The following is a 19,376-nucleotide window of genomic DNA, read 5'->3' on the forward strand; positions in this document are numbered from 1 at the left end:
GCCGAGCGGTCACGATCTGTCGGGTGGCGGCGCCGAGGACGACAGTTCTTGACCGTCCGGCGAACGTGAGCGGGGCGTCGTGACCGCTCGCACCGGCCGGCGCAGGCGCACGGGTACGTGCAGTCCGGCGCGCGGTGGGCGTGTTCACTGACGATCGCGACCGCCACCGCGGTCGCGTTCACTGACGATCGCGACCGCCACCGCCTGGAGGCCCGGGTGCGCGTGCGCGTGGCGCTACGCGTGCAACGCGGTGTTGAGCTGGACGCCCTGCCCCTGGCGCTGCAGGGCCTCGACCGCGCCGGTCACGGAGTTGCGGCGGAACAGGATGTTCGGCGTGCCCGACAGCTCGGCGGCCTTGACGGTCTTCGCCGTTCCGTCCGGGTTCGGGGCGGTACCGACGAGGACGACCTTCGTGCCGGCCGTCACGTAGAGACCGGCCTCGACCACGGAGTCGTCGCCGAGGGAGATGCCGAGCCCCGCGTTCGCCCCGAGGAGTGCCCGCGCGCCGAGGGAGACGCGGTGGGTCCCGCCGCCGGAGAGCGTGCCCATGATGGACGCGCCGCCGCCGATGTCGGTGCCGTCGCCGACGACGACACCCTGCGAGACACGTCCCTCGATCATGGCGTCGCCGAGGGTGCCGGCGTTGAAGTTCACGAAGCCCTCGTGCATGACGGTGGTCCCGGGGGCGAGGTGTGCACCGAGGCGCACGCGGTTGGCGTCGCCGATGCGCACGCGGTCCGGCACGACGTAGTCGACCAGGCGCGGGAACTTGTCGATCGCGTGCACCGCGATCCCGGCCCGCTGGAGCGCCGGACGGAGGCGGGTGAGGTCCGCCGGGGCGACGGGGCCCGCGTTGGTCCACGCGACGATCGGCAGGTGCGCGAACACGCCGTCGAGGTTCACCTCGTTCGGGCGGACGTGCAGGTGGCTGAGCAGGTGCAGGCGGAGGTACGCGTCAGGCGTGCTCGCAGGGGCGGCGTCGATCGTGACCTCGGTCGTGACGGCCTCGATCCGGACGGCACGGCGGGGGTCGTCGCCGACGTGGGCCTGCAGGTCCGCCGGGAACGTCGCGTCGGCGGGCACCGGGCCGAGGTGCGTCTCGGGGTACCAGGTGTCGAGCGTCGTGCCGTCGGCGGCGATCGTCGCGAGGCCGTGGCCCCAGGCGGTGGTCGGGCGGTCGGTGGCGGTCGTGTCGGTCACGGGACCAAGGGTACCGAGGTGCCGTAGCCGACCACCGTCCGGCTGGACGGCCTGTGGAGGACCCGTCGCGGGCCTCCAGGACGGTGCACACGCAGGCGCCCTGTCCCGGTGGGCCGGCCGGGAGGCACGCCACCTGTGGACGAGCTGCCGACGTTCCACAGGTGGTGGGCTCGGTGGGGGTGGCAAGGGTCGGCCGGTAGGCTGCCCGCATGCCGGAGCCGCTCGACCTCACCGCCTCGTCCATCGACATCACGCGTGCCATCTGCGACATCGAGTCGGTGTCGGGCAACGAAGGCGCCCTCGCCGACGCGATCGAGGCGGCCCTCGCGCCGCTGCCGCACCTCGAGGTCACGCGCGACGGCGACGCGATCGTCGCGCGGACGACCCTCGGCCGCGACCGCCGGGTGGTCATCGCCGGGCACATCGACACCGTGCCGCTCAACGACAACCTGCCGACCGAGTTCCGCACGGCGGAGGACGGCACCGAGATCCTCTGGGGCCGCGGCACCGTCGACATGAAGGCCGGCGTCGCCGTGCAGCTGAAGCTCGCGTACGACCTCGCCGAGCCGACGAACGACGTGACGTGGGTCTTCTACGACCACGAAGAGGTGAGCGACGCGCTGAACGGCCTCGGTCGCCTGGCGCGGACCCGGCCGGAGCTCCTCGCCGGTGACTTCGCCATCCTCGGCGAGCCGTCCGGAGCGCAGATCGAGGGCGGGTGCAACGGCAACCTCCGCGCCGAGGTCCGTGCGTACGGCAAGCGCTCGCACAGTGCCCGGAGCTGGATCGGCGACAACGCGATCCACAAGGCCGCGCCGGTCCTCGCGACGCTCGCGGCGTACGAGCCGCGCACGGTCACGGTCGACGGGCTCGAGTACCGCGAGGGCCTGAACGCCGTGGGCATCACGGGCGGCATCGCCGGCAACGTGATCCCGGACGAGGTCATGGTCCACGTCAACTACCGGTTCGCCCCGTCGCGCAGCGCGGACGAGGCCGTCGCGCACATCCGCGAGCTGTTCGACGGGTACGACGTGCAGATCGTCGACCTCGCCGCCGGCGCCCGCCCCGGGCTGGACGCGCCGCTCGCCCAGGAGTTCGTCGCCGCGGTCGGCGGTCCCGCGCCCCGGCCGAAGTACGGCTGGACCGACGTCGCCCGCTTCTCCGCCCTCGGGGTCCCCGCGGTCAACTACGGCCCGGGCGAGCCGGTCTTCGCGCACCACGACGACGAGCAGGTCCCGCTCGCGCAGATCACCTCGGTCGAGGACGGCCTCCGTCGGTGGCTGACCGCCTGACGGCCGGCGGGACGCTCCGCGCACGGTCGCGTTCGGCCGTCCGGTGGCGTGCCCGCTACCGCGCGGTGCCGTGGTGGGCGCGGATCACCGTGGTCTACGTCCTCGCCCGCATCGTCACCACCGTGATGATGCAGGGCTTCGCGGCGGTGCAGTCGGCGAACTCGTTCACGGCCGAGCACCCGTCCTACCTGGCCTTCGCATCGATCTGGGACGGCGCCTGGTACCGCGTCATCGCCACCGGGGGCTACCCCTCCACACTGCCGGTGGACGCAGCCGGGCACGTCACCGAGAACGCGTGGGCCTTCATGCCGGCGTACCCGTTCCTCGTGCGCGGGCTGATGCTCCTCACCGGAGCGTCGTTCGAGGCGGTGGCGGTCACGGTGTCCCTCGTGGCGGGTTGGGGCGCGGCGCTCGTGTTCCGTCGACTCGTCGGCCGCTTCCTCGATGCGCCGCGTGCGACGTTCGCCACCGTGCTGCTGTGCGTCGCGCCGACCTCGGTCATGTTCCAGGTCGCGTACGCGGAGGCGATGGGCCTGTTCCTCCTGCTGGTGGCGCTGCTCCTCGCGGTCGACCGCCGCTGGTGGACGATGCTGCCCGTGGTGCTGCTGCTCGGGATGACCCGTCCCACCGGCCTGGCGTTCGCGTTCTTCCTCGTGCTGTTCCTCGCGGTCTGGTGGTTCCGACCGGCATGGGTCCGTGAACCCGCCCGACCCACGTTGCGGTCCGCGCTGCCGCCAGCGCTCGTCGCGGTCGTCTCCGGGGCCGTCGGCCTCGCCTGGCCGGCGATCGCGTGGGCGGTGACCGGTGCACCGAAGGCGTACACCGACACCGAGCTCGCGTGGCGCTCGTCGTACGTCGGGTGGGGCGAGCTCGTGCCCTTCTCCCCGTGGGTCGAGGGCTTCACCTGGTGGCTGGGCTGGCCGGGCGGCTGGGTCGCCGCGCTGGCGATCCCGGTCGGACTCGCCGCGGTCGGAGTGCTCCTGTTCGTGCCGGCGGCGCGTCGGGTCGGACTCGAGCTGCGGCTCTGGGTGGTCGCCTACCTGGTCTACCTGCTCGCGGTGTTCTTCCCGCAGTCGAGCACGTGGCGGATCCTGCTGCCCATCGCGCCGCTGCTCGCCGTGGTGGCGCTGCCGCGGTCCAAGACCTACCGGGTGCTGCTGGTCGCCGTCGCGCTCGTGCTGCAGTGGGTGTGGCTGTACGCGAACTGGTGGGTCGACGGCTACGACTGGACGCCGCCGTGATCGGTGCGGCGCAGTCGCACGAGGCTGCTCAGCACGGCTGACCGCGCGGAGCGGCTGCCGCGACGGGAGGCGCTCCCGCCGACGCCGTCCGTCAGCGCCGTCCGCTAGTCCTCGGCCGGTTCGTGCCGCTCGATGCGCTCGATGTCGGACAACGGCACACCGTCCTCCGGGCGCCACGCGGCCGCGGCGTTCACCATCGCGTTCACCGTGGCGATGAACGGCACGGCGAAGAACGCGCCGACGACTCCGGCGATCGTCGTGCCGGCGGTGACGCCGAGGACGACGCCGAGCGGGTGCACCTTCACGGCGCTGCCGGTCAGGAACGGGTGCAGGACGTGGCTCTCGAGCTGCTGCACGAGGACGATGATGCCGAGCATGATGAGCGCCGGCACCCAGCCGTTGAACACGAGCGCGATCACCACGGCGACGATGCCGGCGACGATCGCGCCGACGACGGGCACGAACGCGCCGAAGAACACGATGACGCCGATCGGGATCGCGAGCGGGATCTGCAGGATGAGCGCGCCGATGACCACGCCGAGCGCGTCGGTGATCGCCACGACGAGCTGCACGCGGATGAAGCTCGTGAGCGTCTTCCATCCGGCGTGACCGGCGACGTCGATGCGGGCGCGGGCACGTCGGGGGAAGATGCGGACGACCCACTGCCAGATGCGTGGCCCGTCGATGAGCACGAACAGCGTCGTGAAGACGATGATGAACAGCCCCTCGAAGACGTGGATCGCACCGGAGCCCGCGGCGAGGAAGCCCGAGAAGATCGACGAGGCGTGCGACTGCAGGTAGTCGGAGCCGTCCGAGATCCAGCGGTTGACCTGGCTGGCCGTGATGCCGAACGGCTCCGAGGCGAGCAGCGTCTGCAGCGAGGAGATGCTGTTGTGCAGGCGCTTCTCGAGCGACGGCAGGTCGTACCGGATCTGCGCGGTGACGATGAGCCCGAGGCCGCCGATCGCGACGAGCACCGAGACCAGGCTGGTGAGGATCGCGGTCCACTTCGGCCAGTGGTGCCGTCGGAGGAACGACGACATCGGGACGAGCAACGCGCAGAGCAGCAGCCCGATGAGGAACGGGACGACGATGTCCTGCAGGAGCACCACGAGGAGGACGACGACGGCGAGGGCCGCGCCGACGACGAGCATGCGCCACGAGAACGCCGCGGCGATGCGCATGCCCGCGGGTACGGAGTCCTCGGCGGTTGCGGATTCGGCTCCGCGGAGCATTGAGCGGATGTTCGGCATCCGCCAAGGTTAGGGAGGAAGGCCGCGAGAACGTCGCGTTTCGCGACCCCCAACCTGGGCGGTTTCGCAGTTGCCCCTCCGATACGGGATAATGGGACGGCATGTACTGCACGAAAGGGGACATCTGATGGCAGCCATGAAGCCGAGGACCGGTGACGGGCCGATGGAGGCTGTTAAGGAGGGTCGACTCATCGTCGTGCGGGTTCCGCTCGAGGGTGGAGGCCGCCTGGTCGTCTCGGTCAACGATGCCGAGGCCAAGGAACTCCACGACGCACTCGCCGAGGTCGTCTCGGCCTAGTCCGTCGAAGCACTGAACGACGGAGCCCGGAGCGCGTACGCTCCGGGCTCCGTCGCGTCCGGACCGGGTCCGGACCGGGGCCGTCGGTGGCGCCGGGCAGGATGTCCTCGTGCGCAGGTCCCACATGCCGATCACCCGGGTCGAGGAGTTCAACGACCCGGGTCCGATGCCCCGCGACGTCTGGCCGGCGACGCTGCCGCCCGTCCGGCAGCTGCTCGACGAGGGGCTCGACCTCGACCCCGTGACCGTGTTCGTCGGGGACAACGGCGTCGGCAAGTCGACGATCGTCGAGGCGATCGCGCTGCAGTTCGGGATGGGGCCGGAGGGCGGCGGCACGGGCTCGCGGCACTCCACGAGACCGTCGGAGTCGATGCTGTGTGAGCACATCCGCCTCCGTCGCGACTTCGGTGCTCCCCGGGGCGGGTTCTTCCTCCGCGCCGAGACCATGCACGGGTTCTTCACCTACCTCGAGGAGCACCCGAACCCGAGCCGACCCGAGCCGGTGTTCCACGAGCGCAGCCACGGCGAGTCCTTCCTCGACTTCGTCATCGACCGTGCGCGGTGGCCCGGGCTCTGGATCCTCGACGAGCCGGAGTCGGCGCTGTCGTTCTCCGGGTGCCTGGCCCTGATCGGCCTCCTGCAGTCCATCGTGGAGAGCGGTGTGGGCCAGGTCATCCTCTCGACGCACTCACCGGTGCTGGCCGCGTTCCCCGGCGCGACGATCTACGAGGTGGGGGAGTGGGGGCTCCGCCGCACGGCATGGGAGGACCTGGACCTCGTCCGGCACCAGCGGTCGTTCCTCGAGTCCCCGGAACGCTACCTGCGCCACCTCCGTGACGAGGACGACTGACCCTGACGAGCCCGACGACGTGACCCGAGGAGCCCGACTACGCCGTGAGCTTGGTGAGCTGCAGCAGCCCGTCTCCGGCGGGCGACAGCGCACTCCGGACCGCACCGGAGGTCGACACCTCGGTGAGGAGCAGTCGGAAGTCGGTCGTCGCGCGGTCCCGCTTCACCGGGTCCGCCACGCGTCCCCGCCAGAGCGCGTGCGGCACCAGCACGGTCCCGCCGAGGCGTGCGAGCCGCAGTCCGTGCTCGACGTACTCGATCACGTGCTCCGGGTCGGCGTCGACGAGCACGACGTCGTACGAGGCCTCGTTCATCCGGGGGAGCACCTGGTTCGCCCGCCCGGGGATGAGCCGGATGCGCGCGGGAGCGGTGCCGGCGGCGAGGAACGCGTCCCGGGCCGCCTGCTGGTGGTCGACCTCGACGTCGATCGTGGTCAGGGTCGCTTCGGGTGCGCCGGCGAGCAGGTACAACCCGGAGACGCCGAGCCCGGTGCCGATCTCGATGATGCTCGTCGCCCGCGACGCCGCGGCGATCACGCTGATCTGCGCACCGATGGCAGGGGAGATCGCCTCGACCCCGAGCTCCAGCGAGTGCTCACGCGCGCGGGCGATCGTCTCGGGTTCGGCGACGATGTCCTCGGCGAACTTCCAGTTCGACTCTTTCTCTGACACGCACACTCCGTTCGGAGGACAACTCTACGGGTGATGCGCGGGGCGGACCGGTTACGCTCGTACCGTGTTCGACGGCTTCGAGAAGTTCCTGGTCATCGGGATCATCGCTGTCCTGATCGTCGGGCCGCAGCGCTTGCCCACGTACGCCGCGAAGCTCGCCGACTTCGTCAAGGCCGTCCGCCGGTTCGCCGACACCGCGAAGGAGCGGATGCGCGACGAGATGGGCCCCGAGTTCGACGACATCGAGTGGCAGAAGCTCGATCCCCGGCAGTACGACCCCCGTCGCATCATCCGTGACGCGCTGCTCGACAGCGGTGGCAGCGTCGCTGCCGTCGAGACGGCGCAGGTCACGGCGTCGAAGGTCCGCGCGACGGCACCCGTGGTGCCGCTCGCCGCCGGCGAGGCGGCCCCGTTCGACAACGAAGCCACCTGACGACGCGGGCCGACGGTCCGGCAGGTGACCGGACGACGGACTGGAGGCCCGGTGCCAGCCGGCACCGGGCCTCCAGTCCGTCACGTGGTGGCGTCTACTGCAGGTCGGCGAGGAACCGGTCGGTCCACGCGAGTGCCGGTGCGCTCGGGACCGAGCTGCACGTCGCCATCGCCGTCGTCGAGGAGCACGGCGTGTCACGGTCGAGCGACCACACGTGGATGCCGGCCAGGCCGTTCGCCTTCGCGTAGGACGTCAGCGTGTCCACGTCGGCGAGGGTGAAGACCTCGTCCGAGGCGTCGTTCACGCCGAGCATCGGGGTGACCTCGATCTTCGACGGGGCGATGCCGTAGGTGTGCTCGAGGTTCGTGACGGCCTGGATCGCCGACCGTCCCATCGCGCAGGTCGATCCGGAGAGGACGCAGTTCGCGGTGGTGGCCCGCCCGAAGTCCATCGTCATGAGGTTGACCGTGTAGTGGGTCAGCGTCGACGCCGTGATGGCCTTGACGACGGCGTCGCCGGTGCTGTTCAGGCCGCCGTACGACCCGTCGGACGCCGCGAGGGTCGCGAGCGTGAACGAGAACCGCATGCCCGGGTACTTCGCCTGCGCGAGCGCCGCGGCGTTCACGAGGTTCTGCACGTCGGCGGTCGACTGTCCGCTCTCGATGTCGAAGTCGACGCCGATCATGTGCGAGGTCGCGTACCGGGCGATGAAGGACTGCAGTGCCGTCCCCGAGCACGTGAAGGACCCAGCAGCGCCGCCGGTGCTGACGATGTAGTTCACCCCCGCGGCGTCGAGCTTCGGGATGTTGGCGCTCGCGAACGCATCCGCGGCGACGCCGCCCCAGTTCTCGCTACCGCAGGTGCCTGTCGCGAACGCGAGGGTGATGGCCTTCAGCCCCGGCTCGCGGGTCGACACGAGGCTGTTCGACGATCCGACGACGGGGATGCGCGTCCCGGTGACCGCCGTGTTCATGACGTTCGTGTTCCAGTCGAGGTTCACCGTGACGTCCTTGTACGGGCTGAAGACCAGTCCGCTCGCGGTGCCGCCGCTGCCGCCGGTCCCCGTTCCGCCCCCGGTACCCGTCCCGCCGCCGGTACCCGTTCCGCCACCGGCGCCGGTCCCGCCTCCGGTGCTCGTCCCGCTGCAGGCGCCGGTCGAGCTCCACGGCTGCCCGCTCCCGGTCGCTCCCGAGTGCGTCGCCGGATCATCGCCCTGCGTCCACCAGTTCGCGGTGTAGTTGGTGCCGTTCTCGCTCACGGTGGCGCCGCCGGAGTACGCGGTGCCCGCGCTCCACGCGGTCGCGCACGCCGGTGTGGCGGCGGTCGCCGGGGCTGCGACGACGGCGCCGCCCGCGAGCGCTGCCGCCACCACCGCGACGATGCCGATCCTGGTCCTGGTCCTGCTGATCACACGGTTCTCCTGTCCTCGGCCCGGCATCGTCGCCGGGCGGGCTGGAACCCCTGCGGACCCGATTCCGCAGGAGCATTGTGGAATACTCCTGCACAATGCACTCGCGGGAACGACCTGTCCATGAAAGGACGTACAGGTCTCGGGATCAGTCCTTCGTCGCGACGACGGTGAAGGTGGTCGGGACCCGGTCGCGATCGGAGCCCGGCCAGGCGAACTCGCCGTCACCGGTGTCCTCCATGCGCTCGCTGAACCGCCACGGCAACGTCCGGCCCTCGTCGAGGAGACGCAGCCGCAGCCCGGCCCCGAGGAGGGCGTTCACGATCTCGGACAGCGGGTGCGGCCACTCGTACGTCCGGGTGTTCGCGACGGTCCCGTCACCCGCGTACGTGCCCGATTCGTCCCACTGCTGCGCGGTGCCGTCGGCGAAGTACCGGTGACGTGCGACGAGTTCGTCCGCGGATTCATCGAGGGCGTAGAGCGCCGGGTGTCCGTCACGGATGAAGAACACGCCACCGGGGCGGAGCAGTGCGGCGACCTGCACGGCCCAACGCTCGAGGTCGTCGAGCCAGCAGATCGTGCCGATGCTCGTGTAGACCACGTCGAAGTCGCCGGCGACCGCCGCTCGTGCGTCCAGGACGTCCGTCTCGACCCAGGTGACGTCGAGTCCGAGTCGGTCGGCGAGGGCACGGGCGGATGCGAGCGCGGCGGGGGAGAAGTCCACGCCGGTCACCCGTGCACCCTCCCGCGCGAGCGACACCGTGTCGGTGCCGATGTGGCACTGGAGGTGGCAGAGGTCGAGCCCGTCGAGCGAGCCGCCGGGCAGCCAGCGCGCCAGGACGGGGAGGTCCGCGCGGACGACTCCCGACCGGTGCGCCGGGTCGTCCAGCGCGTCGATCTCGTAGGCGCCCTCGTGGATCGGGACGCGGTCGTCCCAGTTCGCGCGGTTCGTGTCGCGGGCCTGCTCCCAGTCGACGCTGACGTGATCAGTGCTCATGCCGTCGACCCTACCGAGCGGACCGCTCGACCCCGGTGCGCGCAGCACGACCCCGGGCGCGGTTCAGCCGACCGACAATCCGAGCTTCCGCCCCGCCAGCCCGCGGCCCATCGTGGTCAACCGCTCCGCGATCGCCGTGAGGGCCACGGCAGCGGGGTCGTCGGGCGCGCCGAGCACCACGGGCACACCGGAGTCCCCGCCCTCCCGCAACGGCACCGACAGCGGCACCCGGCCGAGGACCGGCACCGGGGCGTCCTGGCCGCGGGACAGCCGGGCCGCGGTCTCGTCGCCACCGCCCTCGCCGAACAGGTGCAGCACCGAACCGTCCGGCTGCACGAGTCCGGCCATGTTCTCGATGACGCCGATCACCCGCTGCCCGGTCTGCCGCGCGACGATCCCGCTGCGCTCGGCGACGTCGGCCGCCGCGGCCTGCGGGGTGGTCACGACCAGGACCTCGGCGTGGGGGAGCAGCTGACCGACCGAGATCGCCACGTCGCCCGTACCCGGCGGGAGGTCGAGCAGCAGCACGTCGAGGTCGCCGAAGAACACGTCGGTGAGGAACTGCGACACCGTCCGGTGCAGCATCGGCCCGCGCCACGACACGGCGGTCGAGACGTCGTCGACGAACATGCCGATCGAGACGACCTTCACGTCGTGTGCCACGGGCGGCAGGATCATGCTGTCCACCCGGGTCGGACGGGGAGCCACGCCGTGCTCGTCCGTCAGGCCCATGAGTCCCGGGATGCTGAAGCCGTGCACGTCGACGTCGACGATGCCCACACGCTGTCCCCGTGCTGCGAGCGCGACCGCGAGGTTCGCAGTGACCGTCGACTTGCCGACGCCGCCCTTCCCGCTCGTCACGGCGACCACCCGGGTCAGCGAGTCGGGCGTGAACTGCGCGCCGCGCGGGCGACCCGCCCGGAGCCGGTCGGTGAGGGCGGCGCGGGTCGCCGGGGACATCACGGAGACGTCGACGTCGACCGCGGTGACGCCGTCCACGGACCCGGCGGCGGCGCGCACGTCGCGCTCGATCGTGTCGGCGGCCGGGCACCCGGTGATCGTGAGTTGCAGGTCGACGCGCACCGTGCCTCCCGGCTGGACGTCGACCCCACGGATCATGTCGAGCTCCGTGACGGGCCGACGGATCTCGGGGTCGATCACCCGGCTGAGCGCCGCGAGGACCGCGCCGCCCAGCTGCTCGTCGTCAGCCACGCGCGCCGGAACCGGCCTCGTCGGCGAACCCGGCGAGGCCGGCACCGTCGGCGTCGCGCCGGTCGAGCTCCTCGAGCAGCGACCGGAGCTCGGCGCGGATGAAGTCCTTCGACGCCATGTCCCGCATCGCGAGGCGCAGCGCGACGACCTCGCGGGCGAGGTACTCGGTGTCCGCGAGGTTCCGTTCCGCGCGCTGCCGGTCCTGCTCGAACTGCACGCGGTCACGGTCGTCCTGCCGGTTCTGCGCGAGCAGGATGAGCGGCGCGGCGTAGGACGCCTGGAGCGACAGCACGAGGGTCAGCGCGGTGAAGCCGATCGCGGCGGAATCGAACTGCCACGACTTCGGCGCGAGGGTGTTGTAGCCCATCCAGACCGCGCAGAAGAGGGTCAGGCCGACCAGGAACCAGGGCGTGCCCATGGCTCGAGCGATGCCCTCGGTGGCGCGACCGAAGGTGTCGCCACGGCCGCGACGGCGCGTCGGCAGCACGCGGGTGCGCATGCCCTTCGGGGAGTCCAGGCGCTCCTGGCGGGTGTCATCCGTTCGGGCCAAGGGTGGTCCTCCTTCCCGTGGTCACGGTCGTCTTGCGCGAGCGTTGGCGTGGCAGTGGTGAGGGTTCCCCCTCGCCCTGACTTCGCCAGTCGTCCGGCAGGACGTGGTCGAGGACGTCGTCGATCGTCACCACCCCGACGAGTCGGTGGGCGTCGTCGACCACGGGGACGGACAGCAGGTTGTAGGTCGCCATGATGCGCGTGACCTCCGCGGCGCTCGCGTCGACCCGGACCGGCTCGGTCTGCTGGTCGATGAGCGTGCCGAGCCGCTCGTTCGGCGGGTAGCGCAGCATGCGCTGGAAGTGCACGAGTCCGAGGAACCGGCCGGTCGGCGGCTCGTACGGCGGGAGCACGACGCACACGCTCGCGCCGAGGGCCGGCGCGAGTTCGTGCCGACGCACCAGTGCGAGCCCCTCCGCCACGGTCGCGTCCGCCGAGACGATCACCGGCTCGGTCGTCATGAGACCGCCGGCCGTGTCGGGCTCGTACTCGAGGAGCATGCGGACGTCCTGGGCCTCCTCCGGCTCCATGAGCTGGAGGAGGGCCTCGCTGCGGTCGTCCGGGAACTGGGCGAGGACGTCGGCGGCGTCGTCGGGCTGCATCTGGTCGAGCACGTCGGCGGCGCGGGCGTCCTCGAGACGGCTGAGGATCTCGATGCGCTCCTGGTCGGGCATCTCCTCGAGGACGTCGGCGAGCCGGTCGTCCGGGAGTTCCTCGGCGACCTCGAAGCGGCGCTCCTCGGGGAGGTCGAGCAGGGTCGACGCGAGGTCGGCCGGCAGCAGGTCGGAGTAGGCGGCGATGACGTGCTCGGCGGACTGGGCCTCACCAGGGAGCTCGTCCTCGGTGACCTCGTTCCAGGACGCGAAGGTCGTCGGACCCTTGCCGAACGGGGACGGTGTCGTCTTCGGCTTGCGGAGGAAGAGCTGCGAGACCTCCCAGTCGCCCTGCCCGCGGTCCTCGATCGCGACGTCCTCGATCGTCGCCCGGATGCGCTGGTTCTTGATGAGCACCTTGCGGCCGAGCATCTCCGCGATCACCCGGACCTCGCCGCCGCGCTGCTCGAAGCGGCGCATGTTGACGAGCCCGGTCGTGATCACCTGCCCGGCTCCGATCGAGGTGATGCGGCCGACCGAGACGAAGATGCGGCGCTTGCCGGGGACCTCGACGATGAGCCCCACGACCCGCGGGGCATCGACCCGTCTGTAGACCACGAGGACGTCCCGGACGCGGCCGACGCGGTCGCCCGCGGGGTCGAAGACGGAGCACCCGGCGAGGCGGGCGACGAAGACCTTCGTGGCGCTCACTCGTCCAGCGTAGTCGGTCGGTGGGCCCGGGTCGGTGGAGCCCCGGTCGTCGGGGCGCCGGTCGGCGGCCTCCCTGGGAGTGCACGTGCGATTGCAAGGTGTCCGGTGGATGATGGCTGTGTGAGCAATCAGAGCCCCTTCGGCGGCCGGACGGCCCAGGCATTCCCGACACTGCCGCGCGGCGACGTCCTCGGCACCTACGACAGCTACCCGGAGGCGCAGCGCGTCGTCGCGAAGCTCGCCGAGTCGGACTTCCCGGTCGCGAAGATCGCCATCGTCGGCAACGACCTCAAGACCGTCGAGCGCGTCACCGGCAAGATGACCTACGGGCGCGCCGCCATCGCGGGAGCGCTGTCCGGCCTCTGGCTCGGGTTCTTCTTCGGCATCGTGCTCACCCTCTTCTCGCCGCAGGCCGGTGGCCTCTTCTTCGCCGCAGCCCTGATCGGTGCCGCGTTCGGCATGCTCTACGGCATCGTCTCGTTCGCGATCACGAAGCGGCAGCGCGACTTCACGAGCGTGCACCAGGTGCTCGCCACGAACTACCAGATCGTGGTCGACCCGCAGCTGACCGGGCAGGCGCAGCAGATCCTCGGGCAGTTCGGCGCCACCCCCTCGACCCACTGGACCTCGGCGTCGTCGCCGTCCTCGTCGCAGGGCGCGCCGACGCCGCGGCAGGAGCCGTGGCGCCCCGAGCCGCGTCAGCAGCCGTCCCCGTACGGCGGGCACGCGACGCCGCACCAGCAGCCTGGAGGCACGCAGCACCCCGGCACGTCGGCCGGCGGCCCGCAGCAGGGCGCGCCGCGCTACGGAACGAACGACGGTCCGCGCTACGGGGAGACCCCGTCCACCGGCGCCGGAGGGTCGGCGGCCGGGTCGTCGGGTCCCGGTGCCGCCGGTGGAGCGCCGCAAGCGCCCTCGGGGCCGCCGCGGTACGGCACGAACGACGGGCCCCGGTACGACCCGGCGGCGTCGGGCCCGGCTGGCGGTGCTCCGGCAGCGCGACCGGATGCGCCGCCGCAGTTCGGCGAGCGGGTGACCCCCGCGTCGGCGCCGGAGTCGGGTCGAACCTCGGACGACGAGCGCCGTACGGGTGACGAGGAGTCGCCGCGGTCCTGAGTTCGGTTCGTCGATGACGGCGGCCTGCGGTCGGCGGAGCGGCGCTGTCGCGTCGGTCGCACGACGTGCCGTGCCCGGTGTGCGTCGGTCGCACGACGTGCCGTGCCCGGCGCGCGTTGGTCGCGATGGATGTCGCCGGGCGCGGACGTGAGCGGCACGTCGTGCGACCAACCGAACGCAGAGCCGCACGCGCGCTGCCGGAGACGGACCCGCGGACCCACGGACGCGCGGACCCGCGGGTCAGAGGACCTTCGAGTAGCAGATCGAGGTCGCCACGCCCGCGTACGGGCCGAAGTTGGCGATCCGCGTGAAGCCCTCGCGCTCGTAGAACCCGATCGCCCGCTTCTGCTCCGTGCCAGTCTCGAGGACGAGCGCCGGTGACCCGAGGTCGAGCGCGGCTTCCTCCAGCCGCCGCAGGATCGCCGTCGACACCCCGGCGCCGCGCGACTCCGGCCGCACGTACATGCGCTTGATCTCGGTGATGCCGTCCTCCACGATCCGCAGCCCGCCGCAGCCGAGCGGCGTACCGGAGGCGTCACGAGCGAGGAAGAACACCGCGATCGAGTCCGCCGTGGGCTTCTCGCCCGGCTCGGTGTCCTGCCCGTACGCACGGTCGATCTCCACACGCTGTGCTGCGCGGAGTCGCTGGGCGTCCGGGGAGTCGAAGTGCTCGACCTCGATGTCGAGGTCGTCCGTCGTCGGCGTGTGCTCGGGCATGGTCACCCGCTCAGGCTAACGGCCGGAGCGGGCGATCCACCCCTCCACTTCCGAGGGGGTCCGGGGGATGCCGACCGACAGGTTCTCGGCGCCGTCCTCGGTCACGAGGATGTCGTCCTCGATGCGGACACCGATGCCGCGGAACTCCTCGGGCACCGTGAGGTCGTCCTGCTGGAAGTACAGGCCGGGCTCGATCGTGAACACCATCCCCGGCTGCACGATCCCGTCGATGTACATCTCGCGGCGGGCCTTCGCGCAGTCGTGCACGTCGAGGCCGAGGTGGTGGCTCGTTCCGTGGACCATGTAGCGGCGGTGGAACTGGTTGTCCTGCTGCAGGGACTCCTCCGCCGTGCCGGGCAGGAAGCCCCACTCCGCGGTCTTGCGGGCGATGACCTCCATCGCGGTGGCGTGCACCTGACGGAAGGTGATGCCCGGCTTGACGATCGCGAACGCTGCGTCGGCTGCCTCGAGCACGGCCTCGTAGACCATCCGCTGGACGTCCGTGAAGGTGCCGCTGACCGGGAGCGTCCGGGTGATGTCGGCCGTGTAGAACGAGTCCACCTCGACGCCGGCGTCGATGAGGATGAGGTCGCCCGGCTGCACGGCGCCGTCGTTCCGGGTCCAGTGCAGGATGCACGCATGGTGCCCCGACGCCGCGATCGTGTCGTAGCCCACCGTGTTGCCGTCGGCGCGGGCACGGCGGTTGAAGGTGCCCTCGACGATGCGCTCGCCGCGGGGGTGCGCGAGCACCGCGTCGAAGTCGGCGATCACGTCGTCGAACCCGGCCTTGGTCGCGGCGACCGCCTGGCGGAGCTCGTGCACCTCGTACGCGTCCTTCACGAGCCGGAGCTCGGAGAGGTCGCGCGCGAGGACGTCCTCCGTGGCGGGGGCGCCGTCCTGCTCCGGGGCGCCGCCGACGACGCTGCCGAAGCGGTCGTCGAACGAGCGGGTCAGCTCGGTGTCGGCGTCGCGGACCACGAGCACAGTGGCGTCGAGGCCGTCGACGACCGCGTCCAGGTCGCCCAGGTCGGCCGTGTCGAGCCCGAGGTCTGCGGCGACCTCCGCGAGGGAGGGGCGCGGCCCGACCCAGAACTCGCCGATCTCGGGGTTGGCGTAGAACTCCTCGGAGTCACGGCCCGCCGTCGCCCGGAAGTACAGTGTGGCGTCGTGTCCGGAGCCGTTCGGCGTCATCACGAGGACGGACCCGACGACCGTGTCGGTGCCCCAGCCGGTGAGGTGCGCGAACGCGGAGTGCGGCCGGAACGGGTAGTCGCAGTCGTTCGAGCGGACCTTCGCCTGCCCGGCGGGCACGACGATCGTGCGGCCAGGGTGCAGCTCGGAGATCCGGGCGCGGCGCGCGGCGGCGTACGCGGCCTGCTCCCGCGGCTCCGGGAGCGGGCGCTCCCGCTCGGCCCACTGCGACCCGATGTAGTCCTTGAAGGTCGAGGACCCGGGAGTCGTGGAACGGTTGCTCGTCGCGCGGGGAGTGGTGTCGGCCATGGCTCCATCCTCGCACCGTCCCGGGGTCCGTGGCCTGTGCGCGCGTTCACCTGTGGATAGCATTGAGGAGTGCCCGATCCGTTCATCGACCTGCACACGCACTCGAGCGTGTCCGACGGCACCGAGCGCCCTGCCGAACTCGTGCGGGCCGCGGCGGCCGCCGGGTTGGACGGCGTCGCCCTCACCGACCACGACACGACGGCGGGCTGGGACGAGGCGATCGCGACCGCCCGGCAGCTGCCGCTCACACTGCTCCCGGGGCTGGAGCTCAGCACGCGCGTCGGCTACCGCAGCGTGCACGTGCTCGGCTACCTCGTCGACCCGACGGACCCGGGCCTCGTCGCCGAGACGACGCGGATCCGCGACGGTCGGCTGGAGCGCGCCCGACGCATGGTCGAGCGCATCGGCGAGGACCACCCGCTCACCTGGGACGACGTGCTCGCGCAGGCGAGCGACGGCGCGACCATCGGGCGGCCCCACATCGCCGACGCGCTGGTCGCCCGCGGTCTCGAGTCGGACCGCAGTGCCGCCTTCCGCGGCATCCTGCACCCCGCGTCGGGCTACTACGAGCCGCACGAGGCCCCCTCGCCCCTGCGCGGCGTCGAGCTCATCCGCGCTGCCGGTGGCGTGCCGGTGATCGCGCACCCCGCGGCGTCCTCGCGCGGCATCGTCATCGACGAGGACGCGCTCCGGACCCTCGTCGACGCCGGACTCGGCGGGCTCGAGGTCGACCACCGCGAGAACGTGTCCCACGGCAAGCGCACGCTGCTCGACTGGGCCACGCGGTACGGCCTGTTCGTCACGGGGTCGAGCGACTACCACGGCACGGGCAAGCCGAACCGGCTCGGCGAGCACCGCACCGCCCTGGTCGCGTTCGACGCGATCGTCGGCGAGGCCACCGGTTCCGCGCCGGTGTCCGGCCCGGGCGCGCGCCTGTCCTGACCCGCGCCGCCTCGCAGCCCACCTCCGCGCCGGCTGCTCCGGCGGGCGGGGACGACGAAGGGCCCGTCGCGTGTGCGACGGACCCTTCGGCCTGGAGGCGCTACTCGCCCTCGCCGGCTGCCTGCGGTGCCGAGGCGGTCGCCTCGGACGAACCGCCACCGCTGCGGCGACGGCGGCGACGACGGCGCTTGGCGGCGCCGTCACCGGTCGCGGACTCGTCAGCGCCACCCTCGGCCGGTGCGGCCGCGGGAGCCTGCGCGTCCGACTGCTCGCTGCGGGCCGGCGCCGAGCCTCCAGACCGGGTCCGGCTGCGCGAACGCGAACGCGACGCGCCCTGCCGCTCGCCGCCCTTGGTCTCGGCGGTGCCGGCGGACGCGGCGTGCGCCGACGCGCCGGGGAGGCGACCCTTCGTCCCGGCGGGGATGTCGAGGTCGGAGAAGAGGTGCGGGGACGACGAGTAGGTCTCGACGGGCTCGGGGATGCCGAACTCGAGCGCCTTGTCGATGAGCGTCCACTTGTGCAGGTCGTCCCAGTCGACGAACGTCACCGCGATGCCGGTCTTGCCCGCTCGGCCCGTGCGGCCGGCGCGGTGCAGGTACGTGTCCGGGTCGTCCGGGATCGTGTGGTTGATGACGTGCGTGACGTCGTCCACGTCGATGCCGCGGGCGGCGACGTCGGTCGCGATCAGCACGTCGCGCTTGCCTGCCTTGAAGGCGGCCATGGCGCGCTCGCGCTGTTCCTGGTTGAGGTCGCCGTGCACGGCCGCGGCGTTGAACCCGCGGTCCTTGAGCTCCTCGACGAGCTTCGCGGCGGCGCGCTTCGTGCGGGTGAAGATCACGGTCTTGCCGCGCCCCTCGGCCTGCAGGATGCGGGCGATGACCTCGTCCTTGTCGAGCGAGTGCGCGCGGTAGATGACGTGCTTGATGTTCGCCTGCATCAGACCCTCGTCGGGGTCCGTGGCGCGGATGTGCACCGGGCGGCTCATGAAGCGGCGGGCCAGTGCGACGATCGGCGCCGGCATCGTCGCCGAGAACAGCATCGTGTGCCGGACGTCGGGGACGGCCTGGAAGATCCGCTCGATGTCGGACAGGAAGCCGAGGTCGAGCATGCGGTCGGCCTCGTCGAGGACGACCTCCTGCACGTGGGAGAGGTCGAGCAGGCGCTGGCGCTGCAGGTCGATGAGTCGACCCGGGGTGCCGACGACGATCTGCGCGCCGGCCTTGAGCTGCTCGATCTGGCCCTCGTACGCCTTGCCGCCGTAGATCGACACGATCGTGGTCGACCGGTTCGACGTGGCGAGCTCGAGGTCCTCGGTCACCTGCACGGCGAGTTCGCGCGTGGGGACGACGACGAGCGCCTTGACGCCGTGCTCCGGGTCGGTGCCGAGGCGCTGGATGAGGGGCAGGCCGAAGCCGAAGGTCTTGCCGGTACCGGTCTTGGCCTGACCGATGATGTCCTGCCCGGTCAGGGCGAGCGGGATCGTCTGCTGCTGGATCGGGAAGGGCTCGATGATGCCCTTCGTCGCGAGCGCGTCGACGATGTCCTGCTCGATGTTGAGGTCTGCGAAAGTCAAAGAATCACCTTAGTCCTGGTGGAAGTCCCGCCCAGTCTACCGACGCCGACCGGGGTCCCGGGTCCGGCCCCCTATGCTGCTGGCGTGGTGTCTTGGTGGAACCGGAAACGCGCCGCGCAGCTCGCGGCTGCGTGGCTCGCGTCGCGCAACCCGAAGAACGCGTCCGGGGAGCGGCTCCAGCTCGACGACGTCAGCCCCGAGCTCGACGTCTACCTCGGCCAGGCCGCGTACCTGCAGCTGTCGATGTACGAGACCATGGGGCGGGCCGGTGCCACGGCGCCGACGCTCTCGGGTCGCCTGGTGACCGGCGTCCTGGCGACGACCGCCCTCGAGCGACACCGCACGATCGTCGCGGAGATCGAGCGCATCGGGCAGGACCCGGCCGAGCTCATGGCGCCGCACCGCGAGGCGATCGACCGGTTCCTCGAGCGGACGAGCGGCGCGGACTGGTACGAGTCGATGCTCACCGGCTACGTCACCGCCGGCATCCTCAACGACCTCTTCGACAGCCTGCTCCGCTCACTGCCGATCGACGTCCGGCAGCGGCTCCGCACCGTGTTCGACGCGCGCGAGGAGGCGGCGGTCGTCGAGGAGCTCACGGCGCACATCGAGGACGACCCGCGCGTCGGCTCCCGGCTCGCGATGTGGGGCCGGCGGCTCGTCGGCGACACCCTGCTCGTGGCGCGGTCGGCGCTCGCGTCGCACGCCCGCGAGGACCAGTCACGACTCGAGCCGGTCTGGACCGAGCTCATCGCGGCCCACAGCCGGCGGATGGACGCGCTCGGACTCACGGCCTGACGGGCGCGGACGCGCGTCGACCT

General features: G+C 71.8%; 19 protein-coding genes. 8 read left to right on the forward strand and 11 right to left on the reverse strand.

From position 1 onward, the window contains the following. Positions 1-234 precede the first annotated feature (234 nt). Positions 235-1,200 carry a 2,3,4,5-tetrahydropyridine-2,6-dicarboxylate N-succinyltransferase gene (dapD, locus tag MON03_RS04170; RefSeq protein WP_242090698.1) on the reverse strand — a complete coding sequence of 322 codons (966 nt, stop codon included), beginning with the start codon at positions 1,198-1,200 and terminating at the stop codon, positions 235-237. A gap of 209 nt (positions 1,201-1,409) precedes the next feature. Here dapD and dapE point away from each other — a divergent pair, with 209 nt between their 5' ends. Beyond that, the gene (dapE, locus tag MON03_RS04175) at positions 1,410-2,492 is read left to right on the forward strand and encodes a succinyl-diaminopimelate desuccinylase (RefSeq protein ID WP_022905040.1); all 1,083 of its coding nucleotides are present in this window, start codon (positions 1,410-1,412) and stop codon (positions 2,490-2,492) included. Next, positions 2,477-3,733 (forward strand): hypothetical protein, encoded by a 1,257-nt coding sequence (locus MON03_RS04180; RefSeq protein ID WP_242090700.1) that lies wholly within the window; start codon positions 2,477-2,479, stop codon positions 3,731-3,733. Before dapE ends, MON03_RS04180 begins: the two co-directional genes overlap by 16 nt. A gap of 104 nt (positions 3,734-3,837) precedes the next feature. Here MON03_RS04180 and MON03_RS04185 read toward each other — a convergent pair whose 3' ends face one another. After that, positions 3,838-4,986 carry an AI-2E family transporter gene (locus MON03_RS04185; protein WP_042726901.1) on the reverse strand — a complete coding sequence of 383 codons (1,149 nt, stop codon included), beginning with the start codon at positions 4,984-4,986 and terminating at the stop codon, positions 3,838-3,840. A 127-nt stretch (positions 4,987-5,113) separates the two neighbouring features. Here MON03_RS04185 and MON03_RS04190 point away from each other — a divergent pair, with 127 nt between their 5' ends. After that, entirely contained in the window at positions 5,114-5,284 is a 171-nt protein-coding gene (locus MON03_RS04190) for a DUF3117 domain-containing protein (protein WP_022905043.1), read from the forward strand. Positions 5,285-5,393: 109 nt separating this feature from the next. Then, on the forward strand, positions 5,394-6,134 hold the full coding sequence (locus tag MON03_RS04195; protein WP_242090702.1) for an AAA family ATPase: 741 nt from the start codon (positions 5,394-5,396) through the stop codon (positions 6,132-6,134). Positions 6,135-6,171: 37 nt separating this feature from the next. Here the strand turns inward: MON03_RS04195 and MON03_RS04200 are convergent, their stop codons facing one another. After that, complete coding sequence (locus tag MON03_RS04200) at positions 6,172-6,804, reverse strand: O-methyltransferase (RefSeq protein WP_022905045.1); 633 nt, start codon at positions 6,802-6,804, stop codon at positions 6,172-6,174. A 64-nt stretch (positions 6,805-6,868) separates the two neighbouring features. On the opposite strand from MON03_RS04200, the gene MON03_RS04205 reads away from it, so the two are divergent. After that, complete coding sequence (locus MON03_RS04205; RefSeq protein ID WP_022905046.1) at positions 6,869-7,237, forward strand: twin-arginine translocase TatA/TatE family subunit; 369 nt, start codon at positions 6,869-6,871, stop codon at positions 7,235-7,237. A 94-nt stretch (positions 7,238-7,331) separates the two neighbouring features. Here MON03_RS04205 and MON03_RS17360 read toward each other — a convergent pair whose 3' ends face one another. The 5 genes from MON03_RS17360 to MON03_RS04230 form a co-directional block, all read right to left on the reverse strand. After that, positions 7,332-8,648 carry a carbohydrate-binding protein gene (locus MON03_RS17360; RefSeq protein WP_277927276.1) on the reverse strand — a complete coding sequence of 439 codons (1,317 nt, stop codon included), beginning with the start codon at positions 8,646-8,648 and terminating at the stop codon, positions 7,332-7,334. A 145-nt stretch (positions 8,649-8,793) separates the two neighbouring features. Then, positions 8,794-9,642, reverse strand: a complete 849-nt coding sequence (locus MON03_RS04215) for a class I SAM-dependent methyltransferase (RefSeq protein WP_242090704.1) — start codon at positions 9,640-9,642, stop codon at positions 8,794-8,796. Positions 9,643-9,705: 63 nt separating this feature from the next. After that, entirely contained in the window at positions 9,706-10,854 is a 1,149-nt protein-coding gene (locus tag MON03_RS04220) for an Mrp/NBP35 family ATP-binding protein (RefSeq protein ID WP_242090707.1), read from the reverse strand. Then, positions 10,847-11,353 carry a DUF1003 domain-containing protein gene (locus tag MON03_RS04225; RefSeq protein ID WP_042726902.1) on the reverse strand — a complete coding sequence of 169 codons (507 nt, stop codon included), beginning with the start codon at positions 11,351-11,353 and terminating at the stop codon, positions 10,847-10,849. The genes MON03_RS04220 and MON03_RS04225 overlap by 8 nt, the downstream gene beginning before the upstream one ends. A 34-nt stretch (positions 11,354-11,387) precedes the next feature. Continuing rightward, entirely contained in the window at positions 11,388-12,707 is a 1,320-nt protein-coding gene (locus MON03_RS04230; protein ID WP_242090708.1) for a magnesium transporter MgtE N-terminal domain-containing protein, read from the reverse strand. A gap of 120 nt (positions 12,708-12,827) precedes the next feature. On the opposite strand from MON03_RS04230, the gene MON03_RS04235 reads away from it, so the two are divergent. Then, positions 12,828-13,823, forward strand: coding sequence for a general stress protein (locus MON03_RS04235; protein ID WP_242090709.1), 996 nt, complete (start codon positions 12,828-12,830; stop codon positions 13,821-13,823). A gap of 240 nt (positions 13,824-14,063) precedes the next feature. Here MON03_RS04235 and MON03_RS04240 read toward each other — a convergent pair whose 3' ends face one another. Together MON03_RS04240 and MON03_RS04245 are read right to left on the reverse strand one after the other, a co-directional pair. Further along, positions 14,064-14,540, reverse strand: a complete 477-nt coding sequence (locus MON03_RS04240; protein ID WP_031274513.1) for a GNAT family N-acetyltransferase — start codon at positions 14,538-14,540, stop codon at positions 14,064-14,066. Between the two features lie 15 nt (positions 14,541-14,555). Continuing rightward, a complete protein-coding gene (locus MON03_RS04245) occupies positions 14,556-16,040 on the reverse strand; it encodes an aminopeptidase P family protein (protein ID WP_242090710.1) in 1,485 nt (494 codons plus the stop codon). A 69-nt stretch (positions 16,041-16,109) separates the two neighbouring features. On the opposite strand from MON03_RS04245, the gene MON03_RS04250 reads away from it, so the two are divergent. Beyond that, on the forward strand, positions 16,110-16,982 hold the full coding sequence (locus MON03_RS04250) for a PHP domain-containing protein (protein ID WP_242090711.1): 873 nt from the start codon (positions 16,110-16,112) through the stop codon (positions 16,980-16,982). Positions 16,983-17,082: 100 nt separating this feature from the next. Here the strand turns inward: MON03_RS04250 and MON03_RS04255 are convergent, their stop codons facing one another. Then, positions 17,083-18,555: a DEAD/DEAH box helicase gene (locus MON03_RS04255; protein WP_242090712.1), complete on the reverse strand. Its 1,473-nt coding sequence runs from the start codon at positions 18,553-18,555 to the stop codon at positions 17,083-17,085. A gap of 84 nt (positions 18,556-18,639) precedes the next feature. On the opposite strand from MON03_RS04255, the gene MON03_RS04260 reads away from it, so the two are divergent. Next, a complete protein-coding gene (locus MON03_RS04260) occupies positions 18,640-19,353 on the forward strand; it encodes a ferritin-like fold-containing protein (protein ID WP_242090713.1) in 714 nt (237 codons plus the stop codon). The last annotated feature ends 23 nt before the right edge of the window (positions 19,354-19,376 follow it).

Source organism: Curtobacterium sp. DN_7.5 (genome assembly GCF_022655355.1).
Lineage (GTDB): Bacteria > Actinomycetota > Actinomycetes > Actinomycetales > Microbacteriaceae > Curtobacterium > Curtobacterium luteum.

Bases quoted from the DNA above. Each gene is read 5' to 3' on its own strand.
- dapE (WP_022905040.1), top strand. From the start codon at position 1,410: ATGCCGGAGCCGCTCGACCTCACCGCCTCGTCCATCGACATCACGCGT.
- MON03_RS04185 (WP_042726901.1), bottom strand. From the start codon at position 4,986: ATGCCGAACATCCGCTCAATGCTCCGCGGAGCCGAATCCGCAACCGCC.
- MON03_RS04190 (WP_022905043.1), top strand. From the start codon at position 5,114: ATGGCAGCCATGAAGCCGAGGACCGGTGACGGGCCGATGGAGGCTGTT.
- MON03_RS04215 (WP_242090704.1), bottom strand. From the start codon at position 9,642: ATGAGCACTGATCACGTCAGCGTCGACTGGGAGCAGGCCCGCGACACG.
- MON03_RS04225 (WP_042726902.1), bottom strand. From the start codon at position 11,353: ATGCGCACCCGCGTGCTGCCGACGCGCCGTCGCGGCCGTGGCGACACC.
- MON03_RS04240 (WP_031274513.1), bottom strand. From the start codon at position 14,540: ATGCCCGAGCACACGCCGACGACGGACGACCTCGACATCGAGGTCGAG.
- MON03_RS04245 (WP_242090710.1), bottom strand. From the start codon at position 16,040: ATGGCCGACACCACTCCCCGCGCGACGAGCAACCGTTCCACGACTCCC.